Here is a 24,582-nt window from a genome sequence, read left to right as displayed (position 1 = left end):
GGCAGGGCGGGCGCGCGGCGCCTGCCCGGTCCGTGAGGGCCATCCATTCGAGATGGCTCGTTTCGTTTATTCGTACGATGTCCGATCTTGATGCGCGCCGGTTTTACCCGGTTTATATCGAAATCACGGTGTTCGAGCGAACATTCCGCCGTCATCAAACTGCAATGTTATCTGACGACTGATCATTTTCGAACATCCTATGTTCGAATGCGAATCCGGTCAACGTGAATCTGCATTCGAACGAACCTGCTTGGGGTTTTCCCGATGGCGGACGGCAAGCCGATGAGCGGCGACACCCGGCGCTCGGCCGCCAGAGGCCCGTGCGGCGGGGCCGGGCGATCTTCCGGACGGTCGATGGACACCCGGCGGGGCGTGACAACCCTGATGAAAATTTATTTCTTTTTTCGAGATAGATTGTGTAAATTGATTTTCATCCACCTTGCAACGACCCTTCGCATGACGCCTCTCGTTCCGCACGATGTCAGTCACGACGAACCCGCGATCGCCGAGCGGATCGCGTCGGCGATGCCGTTGATGACGCCGATTCACCGGCGCATGGGCGAGTTCGTGCTCGCGAACCCGTTTCGCGCGGCGACGATGCGGATCGACGAGCTCGCGCAGGCCGTGAATGCATCGATCGCGACCGCGAACCGCTTCGCGAAGGCGCTCGGTTTCGACGGCTATCCGGCGATGCGCGCCGCGCTCGTGCGCGGCTTCGAGGCCACGCTCGGACCGGTCGAACGGCTGCGTTCCGCGCAGGAGCAGGAGTCCGGCGTGCGCGGCGCCGCGTGGATCGACGCGGTATTCGACCAGGCTGCCGCCAACATCGAGAACACGCGTGCGCAACTGGACGCGGCCGATGTCGAGGCGGCGGTCGAGGCGATCGTCGGCGCGCGGCGCGTGCTGATTCTCGGCGCCGGGTCGAGCGCGTTTCTCACCGGCCTGATGGAGCACGGACTGTCCGTCTGCCATGACAGCGTGCAGTCGCTCGCGCTGCTCGGCGGCCCGTCGCACGCGGCGCGGCGCCTGTACACGGCCGATTCGCGCGATCTCGTGATCGCGCTCGCGTTTCCGCGCTACGTGAAGGACACGATCGAGCTGGCCCGTCGCGCGGCGGCGCGCGGGGCGCGCGTGCTCGGCATCTCCGACGGCCCGCAATCGCCGCTCGCGCCGATCGCGTCGCTGAACCTGTACGTCAAGGCCGAACGGCGTTTCGCGGCCACGTCGGAAGCCGCCGTGCTGACGATGATCGAGGCGCTGATCGATGCGGTCGCGCTGCGCACGCACCGGTCCGCGAAATCCGCCGCCGAGATGACCGAATTCCTGCTGCCGTGGCTCGTGCAGCCGCAAGCGGCGCTGCCGGCCACCAACCCTTCTTCCCCACGTCCGAAAAAATCATGACTTCACCCGCGATCGTCGCGATTCACGGCGGCGCAGGCACGATCCTGCGCGAAGCGATGGATACCGACACCGAACGTCGGTACCGCGCCGAACTCACCGCGATCCTGCAGGCCGCGCAGCGCGTGCTGGCCGATGGCGGCAGCGCGCTCGACGCCGTCACCGTCGCGGTGCGGATGCTCGAGGACTGCCCGCTGTTCAACGCCGGGCGCGGCGCCGTGTATACGGCCGAAGGCAAGCACGAACTCGACGCGGCGGTCATGGACGGCGCGACGCTCGGCGCCGGTGCGATCTGCTGCGCGACCCGCGTGCGCAACCCGGTGCTCGCCGCGCGGCGCGTGATGGAGGCGAGCGAGCACGTGCTGTTCGCCGGCGCGGGCGCCGATGCGTTCGCCGCCGCGCAGGGGCTCGAACTCGCGGAACCCGGCTACTTCGACACCGAATCGCGGCATGCGCAGTGGGTGAAGGCGCGCGCGGCGGCCGGCGCGATGCTCGATCACGATGCGGCGACGTTCGTGTTCGGCCAGTCGCAGCAACAGCCGCAACCGGCCGAGCCGCTCGATCCGGACCGCAAGCACGGCACGGTCGGCGCGGTCGCGTGCGACCTGAACGGCCACATCGCGGCGGCGACGTCGACGGGCGGCATCACGAACAAGCAGCCGGGGCGCGTCGGCGATTCGCCGATCATCGGCGCCGGCTGCTACGCGGACGACGCGACCTGCGCGGTCTCGTCGACGGGCACCGGCGAGATGTTCATGCGGCTCGCGACGGCCTACGACGTCGCCGCGCAGATCGCGTATCGCGGCGCGTCGCTCGCCGACGCCGCGCACGACGTCGTGATGAACAAGCTGCCGCGTCTCGCGGGCCGCGGCGGGATCATCGCGGTCGACGCACAGGGCAACGTCGCGATGCCGTTCAACACCGAAGGGATGTACCGCGGCTACGCGCGCGTCGGTGAAGCGCCGGTCGTCGGCATCTACCGCGACGACGCGGCCTGATTCCGGATCGCACGAGGAGACACGCATGACTTCGAGCCGTAACCCGTCGCCGCTGGCGCTGCCCGAGCAGCGCGTGGTGGCCGTCGACGACCTGTCGGTCACGTTCCGCCGCGAAGGCGCGACGTTCGACGCGGTGCGCAACGTGTCGTTTCACGTCGATCGCGGCGAGACGCTCGCGATCGTCGGCGAATCGGGCTCGGGCAAGTCGGTCACGTCGCTCGCGCTGATGCGCCTCGTCGAGCACGGCGGCGGCGAGATCACGAGCGGACGGATCGCGTTCCGGCGCCGTGGCGGCGCGCTGGTCGATCTCGCGCAGGCGAGTGCCGCGACGATGCGCGGCATCCGCGGCGCGGACATCGCGATGATCTTCCAGGAGCCGATGACGTCGCTGAACCCGGTGTTCACCGTCGGCGACCAGATCAGCGAGGCGATCGCGCTGCACCAGTCGAAGGGCACGGCCGAAGCGCGCGCGGAAGCGCTGCGGCTGCTCGATCTGGTGCGCATCCCGGAAGCGCGCCGCGTGTTCGCGCGCTATCCGCACCAGTTGTCGGGCGGGATGCGGCAGCGCGTGATGATCGCGATGGCGCTGTCGTGCCGGCCCGCGCTGCTGATCGCCGACGAGCCGACGACCGCGCTCGACGTGACGATCCAGGCGCAGATCCTGCAACTGGTGCGCGGGCTGCAGGACGAAATGAACATGGGCGTGATCTTCATCACGCACGACATGGGCGTGGTGGCCGAAGTCGCCGACCGCGTGCTCGTGATGTACCGCGGCGAGAAGGTCGAGGAGGGCGAGTCGGACCGCATCTTCGCGACGCCCGCGCATCGCTACACGCGCGCGCTGCTCGCGGCCGTGCCGCGGCTCGGCTCGATGGAGGGCACCGACGCCCCCGAGAAATTCCCGCTGCTGAAGGTGGACGGCACCAGCGCGACGGCGCCGGCCCCGACCACGGCGTCCGCCGCGAACGACACGCAGCCGCCCGTCGATCATGCCGCGCCGCCGATCCTGCGCGTGCGCGATCTCGTCACGCGCTTTCCGGTGAAGAGCGGCGTGTTCGGCCGCGTGTCGCAATACGTGCATGCGGTCGAGCGCGTGAGCTTCGAGTTGCGCGCGGGCGAGACGCTCGCGCTCGTCGGCGAATCGGGCTGCGGCAAGTCGACCACCGGTCGTTCGCTGTTGCGCCTCGTCGAATCGCAAAGCGGCTCGATCGAATTCGACGGCCGCGACATCAGCGCGTTGAAGGGCCCGGACCTGCAGGCGCTGCGCCGCAACATCCAGTTCATCTTCCAGGACCCGTTCGCCTCGCTGAACCCGCGCCTGACCGTCGGCTTCTCGATCATGGAGCCGCTGCTCGTGCACGGCGTCGCGAGCGGCGCCGAGGCGCAGGCGCGCGTCGACTGGCTGCTCGACAAGGTCGGCCTGCCGCCGGAAGCCGCGCGCCGCTATCCGCACGAATTCTCGGGCGGCCAGCGCCAGCGGATCGCGATCGCGCGTGCGCTCGCACTGAACCCGAAGGTCGTGATCGCCGACGAGTCGGTGTCGGCGCTCGACGTGTCGGTGCAGGCGCAGATCGTCAACCTGATGCTCGACCTGCAGCGCGAGCTCGGCGTCGCGTACCTGTTCATCTCGCACGACATGGCGGTGGTCGAGCGCGTCAGCCATCGCGTCGCGGTGATGTATCTGGGCCAGATCGTCGAGATCGGCCCGCGCCGCGCGGTGTTCGAGGCGCCGCAGCATCCGTACACGAAGAAGCTGATGAGCGCGGTGCCGGTCGCCGATCCCGCGCGCCGGCATGCGCCGCGCCAGCTCGCGGCGGACGAGATTCCGAGCCCGATCCGCGCGGTCGGCGACGAGCCGGTCGTCGCGCCGCTCGTCGCGGTCGGTCCCGATCATTACGTCGCGACGCATCGCGTCGGCGGCGCGTATTGAGTGGTGGAGTCGTGCGCCGCGATGACGGCGCGCGAATCAGCAGGCAGTCGAAACCGAAACGCCCGTGAGGCGTCACCGATTCACCGATAGGAGCCCAGCAAAATGACCCAGCAGCATCCGTTTCCGATGTTTCGTCCGCGCGCCTGCTTCGTCGCGCTCGCCGGCGCGTTCGCGCTGTCGGCCGCGCTGCCCGCGTTCGCGCAGCAGACCGCGGTGATGGCGGTGGATTCGACCTTCACGACGATGGACCCGTACGACGCGAACGACACCGTGTCGCAGGCCGTCGTCAAGTCGTTCTACCAGGGGCTGTTCGGCTTCGACAAGGACATGAAGCTCGTCAACGTGCTCGCGACCGGCTACGAGGCCAGCCCCGACGCGAAGACGTACACGATCAAGCTGCGCCCGGGCGTGAAGTTCCACGACGGCACCGATTTCAACGCGGCGGCCGTGAAGGCCAACTTCGACCGCGTGACCGATCCCGCGAACCACCTGAAGCGCTACAACATGTTCCGCGTGATCGAGAAGACCGAGGTCGTCGATCCGACCACGGTGAAGGTCACGCTGCGCGAGCCGTTCTCGGCGTTCATCAACACGCTCGCGCACCCGTCGGCCGTGATGATCTCGCCGGCCGCGCTGAAGAAGTGGGGCCGCGACATCGCGCTGCATCCGGTCGGCACCGGGCCGTTCGAGTTCGTCGAATGGAAGCAGACCGACGACCTGAAGGTGAAGAAGTTCGCCGGCTACTGGAAGAAGGGCTATCCGAAGATCGACGCGATCGACTGGAAGCCGGTGGTCGACAACAACACGCGCGCGGCGCTGATGAAGACGGGCGAAGCCGATTTCGCGTTCCGCATTCCGTTCGAGCAGGCGGCCGACCTGAAGGGCAACGCGAAGGTCGACGTCGTCGAGCGGCCGTCGATCGTGCAGCGCTACGTCTCGCTGAACATGCTGCAGAAGCCGTTCGACAACCCGAAGGTGCGCCAGGCGCTGAACTACGCGGTGAACAAGGAAGCGCTCGCGAAGGTCGCGTTCTCCGGTTTCGCGACGCCATCGACCGGCGTGGTGCCGCAGGGCGTCGATTACGCGACGAAGCTCGGCCCCTGGCCGTACGATCCGGCGAAGGCGCGTGCGCTGCTGAAGGAAGCCGGCTATCCGAACGGTTTCGAGACGACGCTGTGGTCCGCCTATAACAACTCGACGTCGCAGAAGGCGATCCAGTTCGTGCAGCAGCAGCTCGCGCAGGTCGGCGTGAAGGTGCAGGTGCAGGCGCTGGAAGCCGGCGAGCGCGTCGCGAAGGTCGAGAGCGCGCCGGATCCGGCGAAGGCGCCGGTGCGGATGTACTACATCGGCTGGTCGTCGTCGACGGGCGAAGCGAACTGGGCGATCACGCCGCTGCTGGCCGGCGCGTCGGCGCCGCCGAAGCTCGTCAACACCGCGTACTACAAGAACGACACGGTCGACGGCGACCTGACGAAGGCGCTCGAGACGGTCGACCGCACGAAGAAAGCCGAGCTCTACGCCGACGCGCAGAAGCAGATCTGGGCCGATGCGCCGTGGATCTTCCTCGTGCAGGAGAAGATCGTGTATGCGCGCAGCAAGCGGTTGCAGGGCGCGTACGTGATGCCGGACGGCTCGTTCAACTTCGACGAGATCTCGCTGAAATGACGGCGGTTTGCCCGCCACGCAGTGCCGGCGGCGCGAGCCGCCGGTGCGCTGATTCGATCGGTGTCCCATGCTGAATTTCCTCGTCAAACGCCTGTTCGGCCTGCTGCCCACGCTCGCGATCGTCGCGGTGCTGGTGTTCCTGTTCGTGCACCTGCTGCCGGGCGACCCGGCGCGGCTCGCGGCCGGTCCCGAAGCCGACGACGCGACGGTCGCGCTGGTGCGCGCCGATCTCGGGCTCGACCGGCCGCTGCCCGCGCAGTTCGCGAACTTCTTCACGAAGATCGCGCACGGCGATTTCGGCATGTCGACGCGCAGCAAGCGGCCGGTCTCGACCGAGATCGGCGAACGCTTCATGCCGACGCTGATGCTGACGCTCGTCAGCATGGTGTGGTCGACGCTGCTCGGCATGGCGATCGGGATCGCGTCGGCGGTCTGGCGCAATCGCTGGCCCGATCGCCTCGGGATGACGATCGCGGTGTCGGGCATCTCGTTTCCCGCGTTCGCGCTCGGCATGCTGCTGATGGAAGTGTTCTCGGTGAAGCTCGGCTGGCTGCCGGTCGTGCCGGACGGCTCGTGGAAGAGCTACGTGCTGCCGTCGCTGACGCTCGGCGCGGCGGTCGCGGCCGTGATGGCGCGTTTCACGCGCGCATCGTTCGTCGAGGTGCTGAACGAGGACTTCGTGCGCACCGCGCGCGCGAAGGGCGTGCACGAGCCGATGGTCGTGCTCAAGCACTGCCTGCGCAACGCGATGATCCCGGTCGTCACGATGATGGGGCTGCAGTTCGGCTTCCTGCTCGGCGGCTCAATCGTCGTCGAGGTCGTGTTCAACTGGCCGGGGCTCGGCCGTTTGCTCGTCGACGCGGTGACGATGCGCGACTACCCGGTGATCCAGGCGATCGTGCTGCTGTTCTCGCTGGAATTCATCCTGATCAACCTGACCGTCGACGTGCTGTACGCGGTCATCAACCCGACCATCCGGTTCAAGTGAGGCGCGCATGAACGCGACTGTCCAGACCGCGGCGCCGGCCGCACCGACCGCGATCCGCACGCCGTGGCGCGAATTCTGGCGCAAGTTCCGCAAGCAGACCGTCGCGCTCGTCGCGGGCGGCTTCGTGCTGGCGCTCGTCGTGCTGGCGTTCGTCGGCCCGCACATCGTGCCGTTCGATCCGGAGAACTATTTCGACTACGACGCGCTGAACGCGGGGCCGTCGGCCGTGCACTGGTTCGGCGTCGATTCGCTCGGCCGCGACATCTTCAGCCGGATCGTCGCGGGCACGCGCATCTCGCTCGCGGCCGGCTTCTTCTCGGTGGCGCTCGGCGCGGTGATCGGCACGTTCTTCGGGCTGCTCGCCGGCTACTACGAAGGCTGGTGGGACCGCATCACGATGCGCATCGCCGACGTGCTGTTCGCGTTCCCGGGCATCCTGCTCGCAATCGGCGTGGTCGCGATCCTCGGCAACGGGATGGTCAACGTGATCTGCGCGGTCGCGATCTTCAGCATCCCGGCGTTCGCGCGGCTCGTGCGCGGCAACACGCTGATGCTCAAGCACATGACCTACGTCGAGGCCGCGCGCAGCATCGGCGCGTCCGACTGGACGATCATCATGCGGCACATCCTGCCGGGCACCGTGTCGTCGGTCGTCGTCTACTTCACGATGCGGATCGGCACGTCGATCATCACCGCCGCGAGCCTGTCGTTCCTCGGGCTCGGCGCGCAGCCGCCGACGCCGGAGTGGGGCGCGATGCTCAACGAGGCGCGCGCGGACATGGTGACGGCGCCGCACATCGCGGTGTTCCCGAGTCTCGCGATCTTCCTGACCGTGCTCGCGTTCAACCTGCTCGGCGACGGGCTGCGCGACGCGCTCGACCCGAAGCTGGAGCGCCGTTGATGCGGGCTGCACCGATGTGGACGGCGACGCTGCCGGCCGGGCCGCGCGGCACGATCGCCGACGTGCCGGGGGTGACGGTCGGCCATTGCACGCTGGATGCCGGCAACGTGCAGACGGGCGTGACCGTCGTGAAGCCGCATCCGGGCGACGTGTACCGCAGCAAGGTGCCGGCGGGGGCCGCCGTGATCAACGGTTTCGGCAAGAGCGTCGGGCTCGTGCAGGTCGACGAACTCGGCACGCTCGACACGCCGATCGCGCTGACCAACACGTTCGGCGTCGGCGCGGTCGCCCAGGCGCAGATCCGCGCGGCGATCGCGGCGAATCCGCGGATCGGCCGCGACTGGTCGACCGTCAATCCGCTCGTGTTCGAGTGCAACGACGGTTACCTGAACGACATCCAGGCGTTCGCGGTCACCGCCGCGCATTACGACGACGCGTGCCGCGCGGCGTCGCGCGACGTCGCCCGCGGCGCGGTGGGCGCCGGGCGCGGGATGTCGTGCTTCGACCTGAAAGGCGGGATCGGTTCGGCGTCGCGCGTGGCCGTCGCGGCGGGCCGCCCCTATACGGTCGGCGCGCTCGTGCTCGCGAATTTCGGCCGGCTGCCGATGCTGACGCTCGGCGGCGTGCCGCTCGGGCGCATCGTCGCGCAACGGCGCGCGGCCGAAGCGGCGCACGCTGCGCCGCCCGAGCAGGGCTCGATCATCCTGTTGCTGGCCACCGATGCGCCGCTCGACGCGCGGCAGCTGTCGCGGCTCGCGCGTCGCGCGGGGGCGGGGCTGGCCCGTACGGGCTCCGTCTACGGGCATGGCAGCGGCGACATCGCGCTCGCGTTCTCGACCGCCTACACGATCGCGCACGATGCGTCGACGATCGCGCTGCCGGCCCTCGTCGCCGATGCGGCGCTCGATCCGCTGTTCATGGCCGCGGCCGAAAGCGTCGAACACGCGATCGCCGACGCCTTGCTGCAGGCGGTGACGGTCGCCGGGCGCGACGGCCACGTGCGGCAAGCGCTGCGCGACGCGGTGCCCGATCTCGACCGGCTGTTCAACGAAGACAACGAAGGACGTTCGACCCAGTCATGAAGATCCTGATCTCGACCGACATCGAGGGTGTCGCCGGCGTATTCGCCGTCGAGCAGACGCGCGCCGGCAATCCGGAATACGAACGCGCGCGCCGCTGGATGACCGCCGAGGCGAACGCGGCGATCGAAGGCGCGTTCGCGGGCGGTGCGCAGGCCGTCTGGGTCAACGATTCGCATGGCGGCTTTCGCAACCTGCTGCCCGACGGGCTCGATGCGCGGGCGCGCGTCGTGCTCGGCAAGCCGCGCACGCTCGGAATGATGGCGGGCCTCGAACAGCAGCCCGATCTCGTGTTCATGATCGGCTATCACGCGAAATCGCAGACGCGTGGCGTGCTCGCGCACACGATCAACAGCTTTGCGTTCACACAGGTGTGGCTGAATGGCGTCGAGCTCGGCGAGGCCGGCCTGTACGGCGCGCTGGCGCGCGAATATGGCGCGCATGTCGCGCTCGCGACCGGCGACGACGTATTCGCCGACGAAACGCAGCCGCTGTTTCCGGACGCGCGTTTCGAGACGGTCAAGACGGCCGGCGGCGCGTCGAGCGGCGAGACGCTGACGCCCGCCGCCTCGTGTGCGCGGATCGCGACCGCCGCGCGCGAAACGGTCGCGCGGGCGCTGTCGGCCGGCGTGCGCGCCGGCGCGCATCGACCGGCGCCGGCTGCGTGCACGCTGCGCGTGCAGACGGCCGCGCTCGCCGACCTGTTCTGCGTGCTGCCGTCGCTCGAGCGCGTCGATGCGGTGACGCTGCGTTTCGACGGGCCGTCGGTCGAGCACGTGGTGCGCACGCTGAACAGCCTGTCGGCGATGTCGTTCATGCTGCGGTGACGCGTGCCGTGATGATGTGCGCCGGCGCGCGGCCGAGCGCGACGCGATCGGGCGGGCCGTCGCGGCGAGCGGGAATGCTTCCATCGTCGCGGCCAGCGCGAGCGGGTTGTGTTGACCGGACGTGGAGCGGATCGTGGATCATTCGAAGGCGACCGGCCTTTGATATCGGATTATTGATGATGGAATTCGAGCCGTGAGAAATACGCTGCTAGATCCCTACGAACACATTCCCCGGAGCGTGGTCGTGCTCGCCAACGACTTCGCGGCGGGCACGACGTTTCCGGATCACGCGCACGTGCGCGGGCAATTCGCGTTCGCGTCGCGCGGCACGATCAGCGTGTCGACGCCGCACGGGCGCTGGCTGGTGCCGCCGCAGCGCGCGTGCTGGGTGCCGGCCGGCGTGCGGCACGAAATGACGATGGCCGGGCCGGTCACGATGCTTAACGCGTTCGTGTCCATCGATGCCGCGCAGGCGGCCGGCCTGCCGGCCCAGTGCGGCGTATATGGCGTGTCGCCGCTGCTGCGGCAATTGCTCGACGATGCGGTCGACCTGCCGGCGATGTACGACGTCGACGGCCGCGCGGGCAAGCTGATGGATCTGCTGGTCGCGGAAATCGCGACGATGCCGCGCCTCTCGCTGCATGCGCCGCTGCCGGCCGACGCACGGCTGGCGAAGGTGTGCCGCCACCTGTTCGCGGCGCCGTCGATCGACGCCGATCTCGACCGGGTCGCGGCCGACGCGGGCGTGAGCCGCCGCACGTTCACGCGGCAGTTCCGCGCGCAGACGGGCGTGAGTTTCGCCGCATGGCGCCAGCAGGTGTGCATGCTCGCGGCGATTGCCCGCCTGACCGACGGGCAGCCGGTGACGCGCGTCGCGCTCGATCTCGGCTACGCGAGCGCGAGTGCGTTCACGTCGGCGTTTCGCCGCATCCTGGGCGATACGCCGAGCCGCTATCTGGAGATGCGTCGCTAGGCGCCGCGACCCGGCGCAGGCTCTGCTGGTACGCGGGCCGCCGCGCCAAAAAAATACGCGTCCGCCACCTTCGGCCAGACGCGTTTAAAGGCACTCTGTCTGAAAAAATGCGCGGGCCGCCGCTTGGGCAGCGTCGCGCATGACGCATGCAATTATTTCTTATTACGATTTAATCCAGCCGGTGCGTTGCGAATAGCGAAGCATACGCCGTATAACGCGCAAACGATATCGTGTCGGCTCCATGATTGATGTGCTGTTGCAGCACGCGTTTCAATCGCGCGTTCGATATCGGGGCGGAAAGCCGATGGGGCAATCATCCGCAGCCGCGTCGGTCACGATGCGGCGCACCATCGAATGATCGCGACGGCGCATCAAAAACGCCGTGTGGCGCGATGCCTGTCGGGATCGCGCCACACGGCGATGCGGTGGTACCCGGTGCACGGAGCCGGCAAGCGCCGGCGCGTGCGTCAAACGTCGAAGAACACGGTTTCTTCCGGCCCCTGCATGCGGATGTCGAAGCGGTAGACGACCGGGCGGCCCGGCCGCGCATCGCGTTTCGCGACGAGCGTCGCGCGACGCTCGGCCGGCACCGCGTTGAGCACGGGGTCGACCGCGTTCGCGGCGGCTTCGTCGTCGAAGTACACGCGGGTGAACGCATGGGTGAGGATGCCGCGCATCATCACGGTCACGTTGATGTGCGGCGCCTCGTCGGCGGCGACGCGGCCCGGCTTCACCGTCTCGACGACGAAGCGCTGCTGCGGGTCGGTGCCCGTGCCGACCCGCGCGAAGCCCGTGAAGCCGGATGTCGCGATGTCGTCGCGCGACGCGGGGTAGCGGCCCGCGCCGTCCACCTGCGTGAATTCGAGCACCGCGTCACCGACCACGTTGTTGTCGCCGTCGAACACCTGCCCGACCAGCAGCACATGCTCGCCTTCGGCGTGCGCCGCGGCGATCGTCGGCGTGAACAGGCTTTTCAGGTCGTAGTCGTATTGCTGCGGGCACAGGCCGTACGCGAAGTACGGGCCGACCGTCTGCGAAGGGGTTTGCTTCAGCGTCGTCATGGTTCAGCGCTCCATCGGGGTGGCGTCGCGGCCGCGCAGCACGATGTCGAATTCGTAGCCGAGCGCATAGCCTTCTTCGGTGATGTCCATCGAGAAGCGCGAGATCAGCCGATCGCGCGCGGCTTCCGGCGTGCCCTGGAAGATCGGGTCGTACGCGAGCAGCGGATCGCCGGGGAAATACATCTGCGTGACGAGACGCGAGCCGAAGTAATCGCCGAACAGCGAGAAATGGATGTGATTCGGGCGCCACGCGTTCGGATGGTTGCCCCACGGATACGCGCCGGGCTTGATCGTCAGGAAGCGGTAGCGGCCTTCGTCGTCGGTCAGGCAACGGCCGGCGCCGAGGAAGTTCGGGTCGAGCGGCGCGTCGTGCTGGTCGACCTTGTGCACGTAGCGGCCGGCCGCGTTGGCCTGCCACACCTCGACGAGCGTGTTGCGCACGGGCTTGCCGCCTTCGTCGAGCACGCGGCCGGTGACGACCATCCGCTCGCCGAGCGGCTCGCCGTTCTTCACGGCGTTCTTCGTCAGATCGTGGTCGAGCGCGCCGAGATCTTCCGCGCCGTAGACGGGCGCGTACTGGTCGCGCAACTTCTCCTTCAGCGGGATCAGCGGGCGGGTCGGGCCGCGTTTCACGGACGAACGGTACTCGGGATGGACATAGGCCGGATGCGACGGCCAGTCGCGCGGCGTGAGGATCGTGGGGGAATCCATCGGGCGTCTCCTGATAGGTATTTCGCGAAGTGGATGGCCACGACTTTAGCCAATCCGGAAAGTTATGCAAAATGACCTTTTTTCGCGAATCGCATAACCGTTCGTTATGTTCGTCCCGGCAATGAAAATTCCGCCGGACAGGAAGCCTGTCCAGCGGAAAAAACGATCGGGCTTCGCGTCGTCGGTGACGACCCCGTGCACGGCCCTCCAGCCAGCCCGTCGCTGTTTTTTCTTTTGTTCTCGTTGTTATCCGGTCTCCCTGAGCGTGCCCGTCGTCATGGCTGGCGGGGGTCGAACACGATCCCGTCGAATTCGAGCGCCAGCGTGCCGCTGCGCAGCAGGGCCGACGGTGTCGCCGCGTGGCCGGCGCCGAGCACCTCGGCCACGTATTGCGCGCAGAAGCCGCGCCGCGCGCGCAGGTTGAAGCGACTGCCGAGCAGCGCATCGATTCGCCGTTCGGCCAGCGCGTGGACGTGGCGTTGCGCGTCGGCCGATGCCGCCGCGACGCGGCGCGCCAGGGCGATGCGTCCGCCGTCGGTCCGGGCGACGAAACGCGACAGCGGCGTGAGCGTCGTCCATCCGAACGCCGTCGACTCCGCGATCGCCGGTTCGTCGCCCGACGTATCGACGACGATGCCGAAGCGGTTGGCCCATGCGCCGGCCGCGCCCGTCGCGGCATCCGGTGCACCGGCTCGCTCGCGGATGAACACGAGATCGCCGACGTGGGCGCCGGCCGCCAGCGTGCGTACGGTGGCGAGCGGCATCGTGCGATCGGTGGCGCGTGCATCGCGCGGGGCGGCGTGGTGCGGTTCGCAGGCGGCTGTGTCGATTCGGGCGGTCATTTCGGCTCCGTCGTTGCATGACAGGACGGAGCGGATTATGCAGACAAGTATCCAAAAGTGCTGATGCGGATACGCGAGTAGCCTAATATCCGACCACGAGCATCATTTTTCGATACCAACATGACCGAGACTGCCCAACTCATCGAAACGCTGAAGCGCCAGCTGAAGGCGCAGGGAATGACTTACCGGGACGTCGCGCGTGCGCTCGACGTCTCCGAGACGAGCGTGAAGCGGCTGTTCGCGAGCGGCCGCTTCACGCTGGAGCGCGTCGTGGAGATCGCGCAACTGCTCGGCTATACGCTCGCCGAGCTCGTGCAGGAAGCGTCGGCGTCCGCGCCGCGCCTGCGCGTGCTGACCGAGGCGCAGGAGGCGTTGCTCGTGTCGGACGAGAAACTGCTGCTCGTCGCCGTCTGCGCGATCAACTACTGGACCGTGCAGGACATCGTGTCGGCCTATCGGCTCACGCAGGCCGAGTGCGTGAAATATCTGCTGATGCTCGATCGGATGAACGTGATCGCGCTGTTGCCCGGCGACCGGATTCGCGTGCGCGTCGCGCGCGATTTCGACTGGCTGCCGGGTGGCCCGATTCGCCGCTACTTCCATGCGCACGTGCTCGACGACTTTCTCGGCAGCCGCTTCGACGGCCCGGGCGAGACGATGACGTTCCTGCAGGGGATGCTGACCGACGCGGCTGCCGCGGAGCTCGAACAGGAACTGCGGCGGCTCGCCAGCAAGGCGGCGGCGCTGCATGCCGAGTCGTCGTCTGCGCCGCTCGGGCAGAAGCACGGCACGGCCCTGCTGATCGCGAAACGGATCTGGGAGCCGACCGGATTTCACGCGCTGCGGCGCCATGGGTGACGTCGTCCCGAACACTTGGGCCTGTCCGGAAAGTTATGCAAAATGGCAATTCATCGTCATTCGCATAACCACCCGTTATGAATAACCGTATCGCCGACGGCCGTGTCAAATTCCGGCACCTGCAGTGTTTTCTCGCGGTCGCGCAGTTGGGCGGCGTGCAGAAAGCGGCCGAAAGCCTGTCGATCACGCAACCGGCCGTGTCGAAGACGATCGCCGAGCTGGAGGCGATCCTCGGCGTGAAGCTGTTCGAGCGCGGCCGGCACGGCGCGCAGCCGACCCGCGAAGCGCAACTGTTCATGCCGCACGCGAATGCGTGCGTGCTGGCGCTGCGTCAGGGCGTCGGGCTGCTGGCGCGCGAGGGCGGGGCCGCCGCCGCGACGCTGGAAATCGGCATGCTGCCGACCGTCGCGGCCTCGCTTGCGCCGGCCTTGATGAAGGCGTTGACCGCGCGCTGGCCGCGTATCGTCGTGCGGATCGCGACGGCCGCGAACGCTGAGTTGCTCGAGCGTCTGAAATCCGGGGCCATCGAATGCGCGATCGGCCGGCTGTCGGAGCCGGAGCGAATGATCGGGCTCGCGTTCGAGCAGTTGTACAACGAGCCGCTCGTCGCGGTCGTGCGCGCCGGGCATCCGCTGCTCGCGAGCGTGGCGCCGGCCGCCGAGCTGGCGCGCTATCCGGTCGTGCTGCCGCCGTTCGGCACGTTGATCCGCCAGTCGGCCGAGCAACTGCTCGGCGCATGCGGCGCGCCGCCGCTGGATTCGTTCATCGAGGTGCTGTCGGTATCGGTTGCGCGCGCGCTGGCGCTCGAGAACGACGCGGTCTGGTTCGTGCCGCTCTATGCCGCCGAATACGATCTGTCGGCCGGTGCGCTCGCGCGCCTGCCGCTGCCGTCTGCGGGCACCGACGAGCCGGTCGGGCTCGTGCTGCGTACCGATGCGCAGCCGTCGCCGGTCGCGCGGACGCTGATCGACGCGGTGCGCGACATCGCTCGGTCGCGGTTCGGCGATGCGCGCCCGCACCGGGCGCCACGCACGGCGCGCAAGCCTGCTCGCGGCAAGCGTTGATTCATCGGGCCTGGCGATGCGCCGGACCCGATCTCCTTTCTCTTTCTTGCTGCGGGACTGGCCATCCGGTCAGTAGCCGTCATCGGGTGCTTGGCATATCGTACCGTTTTTGATACGATTGGCGACAAGACGATGGCGAGACAGCAGATTCAGGTCACGCTCGGCGTGCGGTTCTTCCGGACGGCCCGCGGCCACGAGCCGGTGCGCGAATGGCTCAACGCGCTCGGGCGAGTGGAGCGAAGGGCGATCGGCGAAGAGATCAAGACCGTTCAACTCGGCTGGCCGCTCGGCATGCCGCTGGTCCGGAAGAGGGCGAAGGATCTGTGGGAGATCCGCGTGACGGTGCCGGGGCGAAGCGCACGCGTGCTGTTCACGGTCGTCGGCGACACGATGGTGCTGCTGCACGGCTTCTTCAAGCAGTCGCGGGCCACGCCGTCGGACGATCTCGACGTCACCGTCGCGCGCCTGAAAACGCTGACGCGCGCCATCTGAATTCCCCGGTTACGCTGGAGCACACCGTCTTCGACGGTCGGGCAGCCGGCGACGCCATGCACCTGGAGTACGACATGACGACCACGAACAATCCGTATATCGGCAGCGATTTCGACGCCTTCCTCGAAGCGGACGGCAATCTCGAAGCAGCCACCGCCACCGCGATCAAGCGCGTGATCGCGTGGCAGATCGGGCAGGAAATGAAGGCGCAGCAGATCACGAAAACGGCGATGGCCGCGCGGATGAAAACCAGCCGCGCCGCGCTCAACCGTCTGCTCGACGAAACCGACACGAGCCTCACGCTGGCGACGCTCGCGAGCGCGGCTGCCGCGCTCGGCAAGCGGCTCAGTTTCGAGCTGGTGCCGGCCTGACGTGTGCCCGTTGAACCGGCGGGCAGCCGATTTCCGATGGAGGCTTGCGTTATTTTCCGGTGAGTCCCATGGAGGGCGCGGCGGCTTACCGGTTCGCGGTGTCGTTCATTTCCGCTGTCGTGGTGCAAATTGATTGGATTGAAGACTCAAATTGCTCCAGCACAGCGCACCCTCCCGTGGTTATTCAAACCACTATAGAAAATCACTGTTACCCGACATACCTAATGCGCCTTCAGCGCGATCCCGGCGGTCGGGTGGCGATATCCGAGGCCGCTTACCTTTTGGGCGATGTCCAAGGACGGTCGATTGCATGTTAATCGGGTGCGACTGACGTTCGAATTTCTTGGATTTTCAGACTCTTTCTAGTGAAGCGCTAAAGGAGTTCGGACTCGTTCTATTTTTACCAATTAATGTTTTTCATACACTCGAAAAGATCTGCAATGTGATGTGCAACTGCGCTCAGTAAGACAAACGTTTGCGCTCGACTCAACTGCAGTGGATGCGCGAATAAAGGAAAACGATGAGCAACTGCAGTCGGCACAGTCGAACAGATGGGGGCATGTCACGAGAGCCCAACCGCAAGGTCGGGCATCCTCGGTACGCTGCGCGCAATGCGCTAAAGGCAATCTCCTGCTTTCTTGTGGTCATATCGGCTACACATGCCAACGCGTCGAGTCTGGCGAATCTCGCCAGCGAGGCGCTCGCCCAAGATGCCACGTTCAGGAGCGCCGAAGCTGCGTGGCGTGCGGGGATCGAAAAATCCCCGCAAGGGCGAGCGGGACTGTTGCCGCAAGTCGGTATCCAGCAGGTCATCTATCGCAATGGCGTGCGGATTCCCGGCCAGACCATACCCGGCTATTCGACAAATGGCTTCACCTTGACGCTGAGCCAGCCACTCTTCAATTGGGCCGCCTGGGAAAACTGGCAGCAGGGCCAGCTGCTCGCGATGGATGCCGATCTGGCGTTGGCGCAAGCGAAGCAGGAATTGCTCCTTCGTCTAGCTCAGGCCTATCTGGCCGCACTGAATGCGCAGGACGACCTCGCGCTTGCCATCGCTCACCGCAAGGCCGTCGCGGAACAACTGGCGCTCGCGAAGCGCCGCTTCGCACTGGGGGATGCGACCATCGTGGATACGAACGAGGCATTGGCCGGCTTCGATGCTGCACGGGCCGATGAAGTCGCCGCGCAAACGCAGCGCGATACCAGCTACGCGGCGCTCCAGAAGATTGTCGGTCATCCTGTCGACAGTGTAGACGGATGGCGTGACGGTGCGCGTCTTCCGCCCGTGGCGCCCGCAGACCTGCAACAGTGGATGGGCACGGCCGCCACCGCAGATTACGGAGTGCGTCGAAAAATGATCGCAATCCAGCTTGCCAGCCGCGAGCGAAGCAAGGCGCGCGCCGGTGACTATCCCACCGTCTCGCTGGTCGGCAATGCCAGCAACGGCAACGCGGCGTTTATCAATGGACAGACGAACTTCTACACCGGTGCGAGCCGCGGCAGCTCCGGCTACGTCGGCATCCAGATCTCGTTGCCGCTGACCGACGGGCTGATGACCCGCAGCAAGATTCGCGAAGCGCTCGCGCTGGAAGACAAGGCTCGCGAAGATCTGGACGACGCCCAGCGTAGTGCCCGGCTCACGGCCCACGACGCGTATTCGAGCGTCACACGGGGACTGGCGCAGACCGATGCGCTGGCGAGTGCGGTGCGGTCCGCCACGGTCGCGTTGCGCTCGAATCAGACCGGCTACCGGGTCGGCGTTCGCGTGAACGCTGATGTGCTCGACGCAGGCGACAAGCTCTACCGGGCCCAGCGCGATTTCGCGCGCGCCCGTACGGAAACGCTCGCCCAAGCGCTGAAGCTGAAAGCCAGCACCGCCGACTTGGACGAGGCCGACCTTGCGGCACTCGATACGATGTTGGTCGAGCGCCCGCTCGCCCGTATCGCGAGCTCCGGCGCATCGGGAGGACGCTGATGTATCAACTCATCAGGCGCCATCTGGTGATCGCGGCCGCGTTCGGTATCGCGTCAAATTTGCTGCTGCTGACGCCGACCATCTACCTGCTGCAGGTCTACGACCGCGTGCTACCGAGCCAGAGCATTCAAACGCTGCTGATGTTGATGGCCTTCATGGCGATCGCACTCGGGATGAATATCGGCGTCGATATTGCCCGCAGCCGGATCTTGTCGGACCTGGGCGTGCGAATCGGCAACCGGCTCGAGCGACTCGCGTTGCAGGCGCAGATTTCCGCTCACGCCTATCGGCTGCCGTCACGCGCGCTCGCGAGCCAGGGTGACATCAATACGCTGCGGGCGTTTCTCGCAGGGTCGGGCGTGATCGCGTTTTTCGATGCGCCTTGGTTGGTGGTCTACGTGGTGGTCATCGGCTTCTTTCACTGGTCCTTGGCGCTGATTGCAGTGCTCAGCGCGCTGCTGTTGGTGAGTGTCGCACTGGTCAACGACCGGCTCACGCGCAAGGGCATCGAGTCTTACCTCGCCCGGCAGCGGGAGGGGGATACGTTCTACCAGCACCTCATCCGCAATGCCGAAGTCATGACCGTGCTCGGCATGACGGATAACCTGGTGGGCGCTTGGGATGTGCGCAAGCGCGACTACATCGCCGCGCAGCGCGACGTGTCGGATCGCAGTGCGTTTTATCGCGACTTGACGAAGGGGCTGCGGCAGGCGATCCAGGTGATCATGATGGCGGCTGGCGCATGGCTCGTGATTTCGGGCCATGCGACGCCGGGCGTGATGCTGGCCACAACCATCCTGCTCGGCAAGGCGTTGGCGCCGATCGAACAGTTGATTGGCAACTGGAGGCAGGCCGGCGAGCTGCGCGAGGCATGGCCTCGCCTGGAGGCACTGCTGGTCAGTCAGACCGAGGCCGAACCGATCGCGTTGCCACCGCCCACCGGCGAAATTCGGGTCGAGCAGATCGCGTTCAGCGTGCCGTCGCGAACGCCAGGCCTGGGACGGCTGCTGCTGCGCGGTATCAATTTCACGCTGGCCGCGGGCCAGACGCTGGTGATCACGGGGCCTAGCGCATCCGGTAAATCGACGTTGCTGCGGGTCATCGCGGGATTGTGGCGACCGCAGGCAGGTGCGGTGCGGCTGGACGGCGCTGACATGGCGCAGTGGCCCCGATCTTCCCTGGGCCGGTATCTCGGATACGTGCCGCAGGACGTCGAGCTGTTCGCAGGCACCGTCGCGGAAAACATCGCCCGGACCGCGAAGCCGCTCCCGCTCGATTCGGCCGCAATCGTGCGCGCGGCGAAGCGGGCGGAGGTTCACGAGATGATCTTGAATCTCCCCGATGGATACGAGACGCTGATCGGTGACGCGGGAGAGCTGTTGTCCGGCGGCCAGCGTCAGCGCATCGCCCTCGCGCGTGCCTTGTACGGCGAACCAGCCGTGCTGCTGCTGGACGAACCCAATGCGAGCCTCGACACGATGGGGGAAGCCGCGCTCGAACGCGTGCTGCGCCATCTGAAAGCCGATGGAATGACTATCATTGCGGTCACCCACCGGCCGTCGCTGCTCGCACTGGCTGACCGGATATTGCGGCTGAAAGATGGCCAAGTGGAACGGCTTGAAATGCCACTTGGACTGGAGCAGGCCGATAGCGGCTCGTGCACGGCGAATGGGCAAACCGACGACGCCAGCGGCTCACCGCAGGGAATCGATTTCGCTGCATTGCAGGCAAGCCGGTCTTCGTTGCAGGCCGCCCGGGTGCCAACGCTTGATCCGGCGATGGAAGGCAACCGATGAGAACATCCATGGCATTACATCGTGTGAGCGAAAGTCTGAAACGCTGGTGGCCCGCTTCCGTGGCGTCCGACGACAGCATGCTGCCGTTGCCGCGCCGGTTGATCGGCGCCAGCGTCGGCGGGGTTGTCGTCGGTCTGGGCTTGATGTGGGTGTGGGCCGCGCTCGCGCCGATTTCTGGCGCCGTCGTCGCAGAGGGCTCGGTGCGCACCGAAGGCGAACGCAAAACAGTGCAGCACCTGGAAGGCGGGATCGTGAAGCAAATCCTGGTCCGGGATGGCGACCGTGTGAAGGCGGGCCAAGTGCTGGTTGTGCTGGACAACGTGAGTCCGGCGGCCGAATTGTCGGCGTTGCAGGCGCAATCCGACGCGGAACAAGCGAAGATCGCACGCCTTTCCGCCGAGCGCGAACTGAAGGAAACGCTGGCGTTCCCGGCAGCGCTGGAGAAACAGCGCGACGATCCGCGCGTTGCCGAGTTGCTGGCACGCGAGTCTTCGCTGTTCATCGCGCGCCGGCGTGCGTTCGTCGACCAGAGCACGATGCTGCGCACCGAACTGGCACAGACCCGCCAGGAAATCGCGATCAGTTCGCAGTTGATTCAGACGATGAACCGCAGCTACGACATGGCGCGCCAGCAGCGGCGGACCAACGAAACGTTGCAACAGGAAGGTTTCGTTGCTGAAACGAAGGTGCTCGATTTGCGGCGGGCCGAGGCTGATGCACTGTCGCGCGTCCAGTCAGGCGCCGCTGATCTGAGCCGCGCGAAGCAGCGGCAGACTGATCTCGAACTCCGAATTGCCGGGCTGCGTCACGACTATGTGAAGGCGGCTGACGATGAGCTTAAGGAAGCCACCACACGCGCAGTCCAGATCGGTGAGCGACTTCGTCCAGTCCGCGATCAGTCGGCCCGGAGCCGTGTGACCGCACCGGTCGCGGGCGTGATCGTTGGTTTGAAGGTGCATACGATCGGGGCTGTGGTTGCGCCTCGCGAGCCCATCGTTGACGTCGTTCCCGAAGGGGCGCCGTTGATCGTGGAAGCGAACATCCGTCCGGACGACGTTCGCGAGATCGCACCCGGAAGCCACGCCGACGTCCGGTTGACGGCCTACAACTCGCGCACCACACCGATGCTCGACGGCAAGGTCACATACGTTTCGGCAGACGCGCTGACCGACAGCGATAAGCGCACGCGCTTCTACGTGGTGCGGGTTGAGGTGCCGGCGCAAGCACTGGAGAAGGCCAACCGTCTCGCCAAGGAACCGGTCGCACTCGGGCCAGGGCTCCGGACCGAGGTGTATATCCGCACGCATGCGCGCTCGGCCTTCGATTATCTGCTCGAACCGGTTAAGGACGGGATTCGGAAATCGATGCGGGATTGATTCAATGGGGCATCGGATCGACTCCAGGACTTTTTATATGTGGATTTTAGCGGGCAGGATGATGAGGGGTGCAGCTCTAGTTGTCGTAGTGGCTACCGCAACCGCGAGCACTAGTTATGCGCAGGTCGCACCCGCGTCCGACGCGTCGGCTACGGTGCCGTGCAGTCAGCATTCTGGACAACGCAAATACGTGTATCAACCGCATACTTCATGGAAAAGCTATCTGGGGTTTACGGAAGAGTTAGATTCAATCATTGTCAGATTAATTTGCTCGAAAGAGGGTGGAGGGGCGACGAAAATGACATCCAGGCCGAAAAATGCTGTCGATTTGGTCGGGAATTTTAAGGTGATTTTTGATGGAGATCTCCTGCTTCAGGATAAATTTTATAAAATTGAAAATATGAAAGATATTTTCAACCTAGAAATGGTAAGTGTAATCGAGCAGCGCGATGGAGCTGGGCGCGATATTTCGATTTCGGGGAACGTGTCGGATTCAGTATTTCAGAGAATAAAGACATCGGAGTTCTTTGGAGGATCGGCACCGGGTGCTCGATTTGGGGGCGGGAAAACGATTCATCAATCAGGTATGGCACAGCAGCCCTGAATTTTGGAATGTCCAAAGGTGGCCCGGATTTCGAGGCGACCTTGAAAATATTCGCGAAGAGATTTGTTCTTGTTCCGCCGCAGCCATCTCCCCACGGTGGTCCAGGTGCACCAACGGTACCTCATGGAAACCGGACGTTGCAGTACCAGCAGGTAGATGATCAAATCGAGAAGACAATTGCGGTTGGATTCAATCAGAATGCCGAGCTTTCTAGTGTTCTTATTGAGATTAAGAGAAATAAAAATGATGATGAGACGGAGGGCCAACGAAAACTGCGCTATGAAAGTTTCGTTTCTGAAACGAAGGCGCTCGGTTTACGATGAACTGAGGCCGACGCACGCGCGTACGTCCAGTCGGGTGCTGCCGATCTGAGTAGCTCGAAGCGGTGGCCGAAGATATAACCTATTTGGCAAGGTGTTTTTTCATGAATTCGGGGTCTGTTAGATCAATCCCGTAATCTGATAACTGAGTGATTTTTTAAAAGGGGTAAGGTTTATGAAGGCTGTGAAAGTGGTCGGTATTGAGGGTGCGGTGGTGGTAAGTAATATCGATTTTGCCCAGCCGGAGGTTTCTTCTGCTCACCTGATAAGTAGTCTGCACCATGCGCAGTCAGATGCGTTTCCGGGAATTTCACCTGCAATGACGAGTCGCCTTAGCTTCGTTAAGCTGGAAAATCCGATGGCAATGTATCCGGATTCAGTCGATTCTAATTAATCGACCTGATGGGATCTCCAATTATAAATGCCAAATCAATTGGTCTTGATTAAAGGGCTTGGTGTCAAATGAGGAAGATTTCACTTTTCTTGCTCGCGTCGGGAATCGTCGCTCTCACGGCATGTGCGAATTACAAGGTGGGCTCGGCGCCGGTTCGTTCATCACGCGACATTCTACGTGACATTAAGACTGTAGCGGACTCGAACGATTTGACCGACGTGGACTTTGTTGGAAAGCGATTGCAGATTGACCTTGTAAAGGGGCCTGAGACGCCAGTCTATGAAAGTACCGACCAATTAATTCTCGGCTACGGAAGTGAAGTCAAACAAAGGGGAGGTGCAAAGGAATATCGACTGGAGGATTTTCGATATGGAATATTTCGACCCCGCGACAGAAATTTCGAGAACGTCATAATTTCCGTGTCAATGAATACGACGGCGATTTGCATTAATCCAATTGATCTAAAAGATGTATTTCGTAAAGTTGATCGATCTGTAAACCCACATGCTTCGTGGTCGTCCTTTTCTTACGATAGTCCGAAGGTAAAGGGTATCAGGGCTTACTTTCGGTTTGGAGAGGACGAGTGTCTTCGTGATTTTGGATTTTTTCAAAATAGTAAAATGGAATAAATAATATGTCAGTTATTACCGGCAAAGAAGCGATGTTTGTCAACATCAAGATAACTCAGGATGAACTCGATCTGATCAATCGGAGTCCAGCGCTTGTGGATCAATTGTTGAAATACAATAGCGATGTTTTGAAAGACGAGGTTCGCCCTATTCAGGTCAGTGCGGACGGGAATGGTATGATCTGGGATACCAAAATAAAGACCATTCAATTCGGGAAGTATGGCAATAAGACCTATGATCAGCTCGACCCGCGAGTCTTTGTCGGAGTGTTGAGTCATGAAATCGGGCACTATATCAATGATGCACGTGATGCGGCGGTTGACCGCCAATATGCTTCTGCTATGCAGAATGATTTTGATCTTGCGGCAATCATTGGCGTGACCAAGGAAGCAGAGGCTGCCTATAACAACTGGCTGGTGGCGCGAGAAATCATCCAGCGTGGCGGACCGCAAATCACCGTGCTGGGTGATCGACCGGACTACGCCACAATGCCAGGATATGACATCTATAATATGCTGACCAAGATTTACAATGCAAATGTTGGCAAGATGTCGGATGATATCCTGAAGCAAGCGATGATCGAGGTCGCGGGTAGCTATTTGGCACAGACAAGTCCGGGGGCGAATCTGAACGAGACATATTACGGTTACTACGGAAAATCGCACGGCGCATCCTCAAAACATCTCGTCCAAGCTCCTATTGTTTCTCTGGAATATTCATTTGATTTGTTCGGTAGGGCCGTTAAATCCATTGCCATCACATTTTCGACTGGGGAGAAGCAGGCGAACCGATATGAGGATCTCGCATTAAGTACGGCAACGCTGTACGGTGCCAACGGACAAATCGTGGAGTATGCGAAGTATGCCGCCAACGGTTTCAAAACGCTGGACATCTTCTACGGTGCCGATGGCAAGGTGACGCAACAATACAACTTCAACCTCGACAAGAGCTACACGAAGTACGACTTCGCCGCCGATGGTTCTCAGACTGCCTCGCTCTACGGCACGGCCGGCCAGATGACCGAGTACGCGAAGTTCAACGCGAACGGTTTCAAGACGCTGGACATCTTCTACGGTACGGATGGCAAGGCCACGCAGCAGTACAACTTCAACCTCGACAAGAGCTACACGAAGTACGACTTCGCCGCCGATGGTTCGCAGACTGCCTCGCTCTACGGCACAACTGGCCAGATGACCGAGTACGCGAAGTTCAACGCGAACGGTTTCAAGACGCTGGACATCTTCTACGGTACGGATGGCAAGGCCACGCAGCAGTACAACTTCAACCTCGACAAGAGCTACACGAAGTACGACTTCGCCGCCGATGGTTC

22 protein-coding genes and 1 pseudogene are annotated in these 24,582 nt (G+C 64.3%); 20 read left to right on the top strand and 3 right to left on the bottom strand.

The features are described 5' to 3' along the window. The first annotated feature begins 456 nt into the window (after positions 1-456). From H0X90_RS31625 to H0X90_RS31585, 9 genes are all read left to right on the top strand, one after another. Positions 457-1,401: a MurR/RpiR family transcriptional regulator gene (locus H0X90_RS31625; RefSeq protein WP_006482638.1), complete on the top strand. Its 945-nt coding sequence runs from the start codon at positions 457-459 to the stop codon at positions 1,399-1,401. Next, a complete protein-coding gene (locus tag H0X90_RS31620; RefSeq protein WP_006482631.1) occupies positions 1,398-2,396 on the top strand; it encodes an isoaspartyl peptidase/L-asparaginase family protein in 999 nt (332 codons plus the stop codon). The genes H0X90_RS31625 and H0X90_RS31620 overlap by 4 nt, the downstream gene beginning before the upstream one ends. 25 nt (positions 2,397-2,421) lie before the next feature. After that, positions 2,422-4,326, top strand: a complete 1,905-nt coding sequence (locus H0X90_RS31615) for a dipeptide ABC transporter ATP-binding protein (RefSeq protein ID WP_006482637.1) — start codon at positions 2,422-2,424, stop codon at positions 4,324-4,326. A gap of 102 nt (positions 4,327-4,428) precedes the next feature. After that, positions 4,429-5,991 carry a glutathione ABC transporter substrate-binding protein GsiB gene (gsiB, locus tag H0X90_RS31610; protein WP_006482639.1) on the top strand — a complete coding sequence of 521 codons (1,563 nt, stop codon included), beginning with the start codon at positions 4,429-4,431 and terminating at the stop codon, positions 5,989-5,991. Between the two features lie 67 nt (positions 5,992-6,058). Continuing rightward, positions 6,059-6,979, top strand: coding sequence for a glutathione ABC transporter permease GsiC (gene gsiC / locus H0X90_RS31605; protein WP_006482634.1), 921 nt, complete (start codon positions 6,059-6,061; stop codon positions 6,977-6,979). Between the two features lie 7 nt (positions 6,980-6,986). Further along, positions 6,987-7,880 (top strand): glutathione ABC transporter permease GsiD, encoded by an 894-nt coding sequence (gene gsiD, locus H0X90_RS31600; RefSeq protein WP_006482629.1) that lies wholly within the window; start codon positions 6,987-6,989, stop codon positions 7,878-7,880. After that, the gene (locus tag H0X90_RS31595) at positions 7,880-8,962 is read left to right on the top strand and encodes a P1 family peptidase (RefSeq protein WP_006493176.1); all 1,083 of its coding nucleotides are present in this window, start codon (positions 7,880-7,882) and stop codon (positions 8,960-8,962) included. Before gsiD ends, H0X90_RS31595 begins: the two co-directional genes overlap by 1 nt. Beyond that, positions 8,959-9,786: a M55 family metallopeptidase gene (locus H0X90_RS31590; RefSeq protein ID WP_077190355.1), complete on the top strand. Its 828-nt coding sequence runs from the start codon at positions 8,959-8,961 to the stop codon at positions 9,784-9,786. Before H0X90_RS31595 ends, H0X90_RS31590 begins: the two co-directional genes overlap by 4 nt. A gap of 193 nt (positions 9,787-9,979) precedes the next feature. Continuing rightward, positions 9,980-10,759 (top strand): helix-turn-helix domain-containing protein, encoded by a 780-nt coding sequence (locus tag H0X90_RS31585; protein WP_006489688.1) that lies wholly within the window; start codon positions 9,980-9,982, stop codon positions 10,757-10,759. Between the two features lie 467 nt (positions 10,760-11,226). Here H0X90_RS31585 and pcaG read toward each other — a convergent pair whose 3' ends face one another. From pcaG to H0X90_RS31570, 3 genes are all read right to left on the bottom strand, one after another. Next, the gene (pcaG, locus tag H0X90_RS31580) at positions 11,227-11,820 is read right to left on the bottom strand and encodes a protocatechuate 3,4-dioxygenase subunit alpha (RefSeq protein WP_077190356.1); all 594 of its coding nucleotides are present in this window, start codon (positions 11,818-11,820) and stop codon (positions 11,227-11,229) included. A 3-nt stretch (positions 11,821-11,823) separates the two neighbouring features. Continuing rightward, positions 11,824-12,531, bottom strand: coding sequence for a protocatechuate 3,4-dioxygenase subunit beta (gene pcaH, locus H0X90_RS31575; RefSeq protein ID WP_006489685.1), 708 nt, complete (start codon positions 12,529-12,531; stop codon positions 11,824-11,826). 275 nt (positions 12,532-12,806) lie between these two features. Further along, the gene (locus H0X90_RS31570) at positions 12,807-13,373 is read right to left on the bottom strand and encodes a YiiX/YebB-like N1pC/P60 family cysteine hydrolase (protein WP_077190357.1); all 567 of its coding nucleotides are present in this window, start codon (positions 13,371-13,373) and stop codon (positions 12,807-12,809) included. Between the two features lie 120 nt (positions 13,374-13,493). On the opposite strand from H0X90_RS31570, the gene H0X90_RS31565 reads away from it, so the two are divergent. The 11 genes and pseudogenes from H0X90_RS31565 to H0X90_RS31515 form a co-directional block, all read left to right on the top strand. After that, positions 13,494-14,231 carry a helix-turn-helix transcriptional regulator gene (locus H0X90_RS31565; protein WP_077190358.1) on the top strand — a complete coding sequence of 246 codons (738 nt, stop codon included), beginning with the start codon at positions 13,494-13,496 and terminating at the stop codon, positions 14,229-14,231. Between the two features lie 77 nt (positions 14,232-14,308). Then, positions 14,309-15,295 (top strand): pca operon transcription factor PcaQ, encoded by a 987-nt coding sequence (gene pcaQ / locus H0X90_RS31560; protein WP_006495024.1) that lies wholly within the window; start codon positions 14,309-14,311, stop codon positions 15,293-15,295. 132 nt (positions 15,296-15,427) lie between these two features. After that, the gene (locus H0X90_RS31555) at positions 15,428-15,787 is read left to right on the top strand and encodes a type II toxin-antitoxin system RelE/ParE family toxin (protein WP_060212316.1); all 360 of its coding nucleotides are present in this window, start codon (positions 15,428-15,430) and stop codon (positions 15,785-15,787) included. 74 nt (positions 15,788-15,861) lie between these two features. Next, positions 15,862-16,158 carry an XRE family transcriptional regulator gene (locus H0X90_RS31550; RefSeq protein WP_012493280.1) on the top strand — a complete coding sequence of 99 codons (297 nt, stop codon included), beginning with the start codon at positions 15,862-15,864 and terminating at the stop codon, positions 16,156-16,158. Positions 16,159-16,717: 559 nt separating this feature from the next. Beyond that, positions 16,718-18,133 carry a TolC family outer membrane protein gene (locus H0X90_RS31545; protein WP_227739708.1) on the top strand — a complete coding sequence of 472 codons (1,416 nt, stop codon included), beginning with the start codon at positions 16,718-16,720 and terminating at the stop codon, positions 18,131-18,133. After that, positions 18,133-19,929, top strand: coding sequence for a type I secretion system permease/ATPase (locus H0X90_RS31540; protein ID WP_077190360.1), 1,797 nt, complete (start codon positions 18,133-18,135; stop codon positions 19,927-19,929). Before H0X90_RS31545 ends, H0X90_RS31540 begins: the two co-directional genes overlap by 1 nt. An 8-nt stretch (positions 19,930-19,937) precedes the next feature. After that, positions 19,938-21,305, top strand: coding sequence for an HlyD family type I secretion periplasmic adaptor subunit (locus H0X90_RS31535; protein ID WP_227739707.1), 1,368 nt, complete (start codon positions 19,938-19,940; stop codon positions 21,303-21,305). A gap of 190 nt (positions 21,306-21,495) precedes the next feature. Next, positions 21,496-21,909 carry a hypothetical protein gene (locus tag H0X90_RS31530; protein ID WP_125346381.1) on the top strand — a complete coding sequence of 138 codons (414 nt, stop codon included), beginning with the start codon at positions 21,496-21,498 and terminating at the stop codon, positions 21,907-21,909. Positions 21,910-21,917: 8 nt separating this feature from the next. Then, positions 21,918-22,232, top strand: a complete 315-nt coding sequence (locus tag H0X90_RS31525) for a hypothetical protein (protein WP_125346383.1) — start codon at positions 21,918-21,920, stop codon at positions 22,230-22,232. 172 nt (positions 22,233-22,404) lie between these two features. Then, positions 22,405-22,623: a hypothetical protein gene (locus H0X90_RS31520; protein ID WP_125346386.1), complete on the top strand. Its 219-nt coding sequence runs from the start codon at positions 22,405-22,407 to the stop codon at positions 22,621-22,623. 634 nt (positions 22,624-23,257) lie between these two features. Then, positions 23,258-24,582, top strand: a pseudogene (locus tag H0X90_RS31515) (hypothetical protein); the annotation flags it as partial.

It is taken from the genome of Burkholderia sp. 9775_39 (assembly GCF_015712225.1).
GTDB lineage: Bacteria > Pseudomonadota > Gammaproteobacteria > Burkholderiales > Burkholderiaceae > Burkholderia > Burkholderia cenocepacia.
Note: the sequence above shows the minus strand (reverse complement) of the source record. Positions and strands in the feature narration are given on the sequence as shown.

Excerpts from the sequence above, each read along its gene's own strand:
- H0X90_RS31625 (WP_006482638.1), top strand. The coding sequence starts at position 457 with ATGACGCCTCTCGTTCCGCACGATGTCAGTCACGACGAACCCGCGATC.
- H0X90_RS31620 (WP_006482631.1), top strand. The coding sequence starts at position 1,398 with ATGACTTCACCCGCGATCGTCGCGATTCACGGCGGCGCAGGCACGATC.
- H0X90_RS31615 (WP_006482637.1), top strand. The coding sequence starts at position 2,422 with ATGACTTCGAGCCGTAACCCGTCGCCGCTGGCGCTGCCCGAGCAGCGC.
- gsiB (WP_006482639.1), top strand. The coding sequence starts at position 4,429 with ATGACCCAGCAGCATCCGTTTCCGATGTTTCGTCCGCGCGCCTGCTTC.
- gsiC (WP_006482634.1), top strand. The coding sequence starts at position 6,059 with ATGCTGAATTTCCTCGTCAAACGCCTGTTCGGCCTGCTGCCCACGCTC.
- gsiD (WP_006482629.1), top strand. The coding sequence starts at position 6,987 with ATGAACGCGACTGTCCAGACCGCGGCGCCGGCCGCACCGACCGCGATC.
- H0X90_RS31595 (WP_006493176.1), top strand. The coding sequence starts at position 7,880 with ATGCGGGCTGCACCGATGTGGACGGCGACGCTGCCGGCCGGGCCGCGC.
- H0X90_RS31590 (WP_077190355.1), top strand. The coding sequence starts at position 8,959 with ATGAAGATCCTGATCTCGACCGACATCGAGGGTGTCGCCGGCGTATTC.
- pcaG (WP_077190356.1), bottom strand. The coding sequence starts at position 11,820 with ATGACGACGCTGAAGCAAACCCCTTCGCAGACGGTCGGCCCGTACTTC.
- pcaH (WP_006489685.1), bottom strand. The coding sequence starts at position 12,531 with ATGGATTCCCCCACGATCCTCACGCCGCGCGACTGGCCGTCGCATCCG.
- H0X90_RS31570 (WP_077190357.1), bottom strand. The coding sequence starts at position 13,373 with ATGACCGCCCGAATCGACACAGCCGCCTGCGAACCGCACCACGCCGCC.
- H0X90_RS31565 (WP_077190358.1), top strand. The coding sequence starts at position 13,494 with ATGACCGAGACTGCCCAACTCATCGAAACGCTGAAGCGCCAGCTGAAG.
- pcaQ (WP_006495024.1), top strand. The coding sequence starts at position 14,309 with ATGAATAACCGTATCGCCGACGGCCGTGTCAAATTCCGGCACCTGCAG.
- H0X90_RS31555 (WP_060212316.1), top strand. The coding sequence starts at position 15,428 with ATGGCGAGACAGCAGATTCAGGTCACGCTCGGCGTGCGGTTCTTCCGG.
- H0X90_RS31550 (WP_012493280.1), top strand. The coding sequence starts at position 15,862 with ATGACGACCACGAACAATCCGTATATCGGCAGCGATTTCGACGCCTTC.
- H0X90_RS31545 (WP_227739708.1), top strand. The coding sequence starts at position 16,718 with ATGTCACGAGAGCCCAACCGCAAGGTCGGGCATCCTCGGTACGCTGCG.
- H0X90_RS31540 (WP_077190360.1), top strand. The coding sequence starts at position 18,133 with ATGTATCAACTCATCAGGCGCCATCTGGTGATCGCGGCCGCGTTCGGT.
- H0X90_RS31535 (WP_227739707.1), top strand. The coding sequence starts at position 19,938 with ATGGCATTACATCGTGTGAGCGAAAGTCTGAAACGCTGGTGGCCCGCT.
- H0X90_RS31525 (WP_125346383.1), top strand. The coding sequence starts at position 21,918 with ATGTCCAAAGGTGGCCCGGATTTCGAGGCGACCTTGAAAATATTCGCG.
- H0X90_RS31520 (WP_125346386.1), top strand. The coding sequence starts at position 22,405 with ATGAAGGCTGTGAAAGTGGTCGGTATTGAGGGTGCGGTGGTGGTAAGT.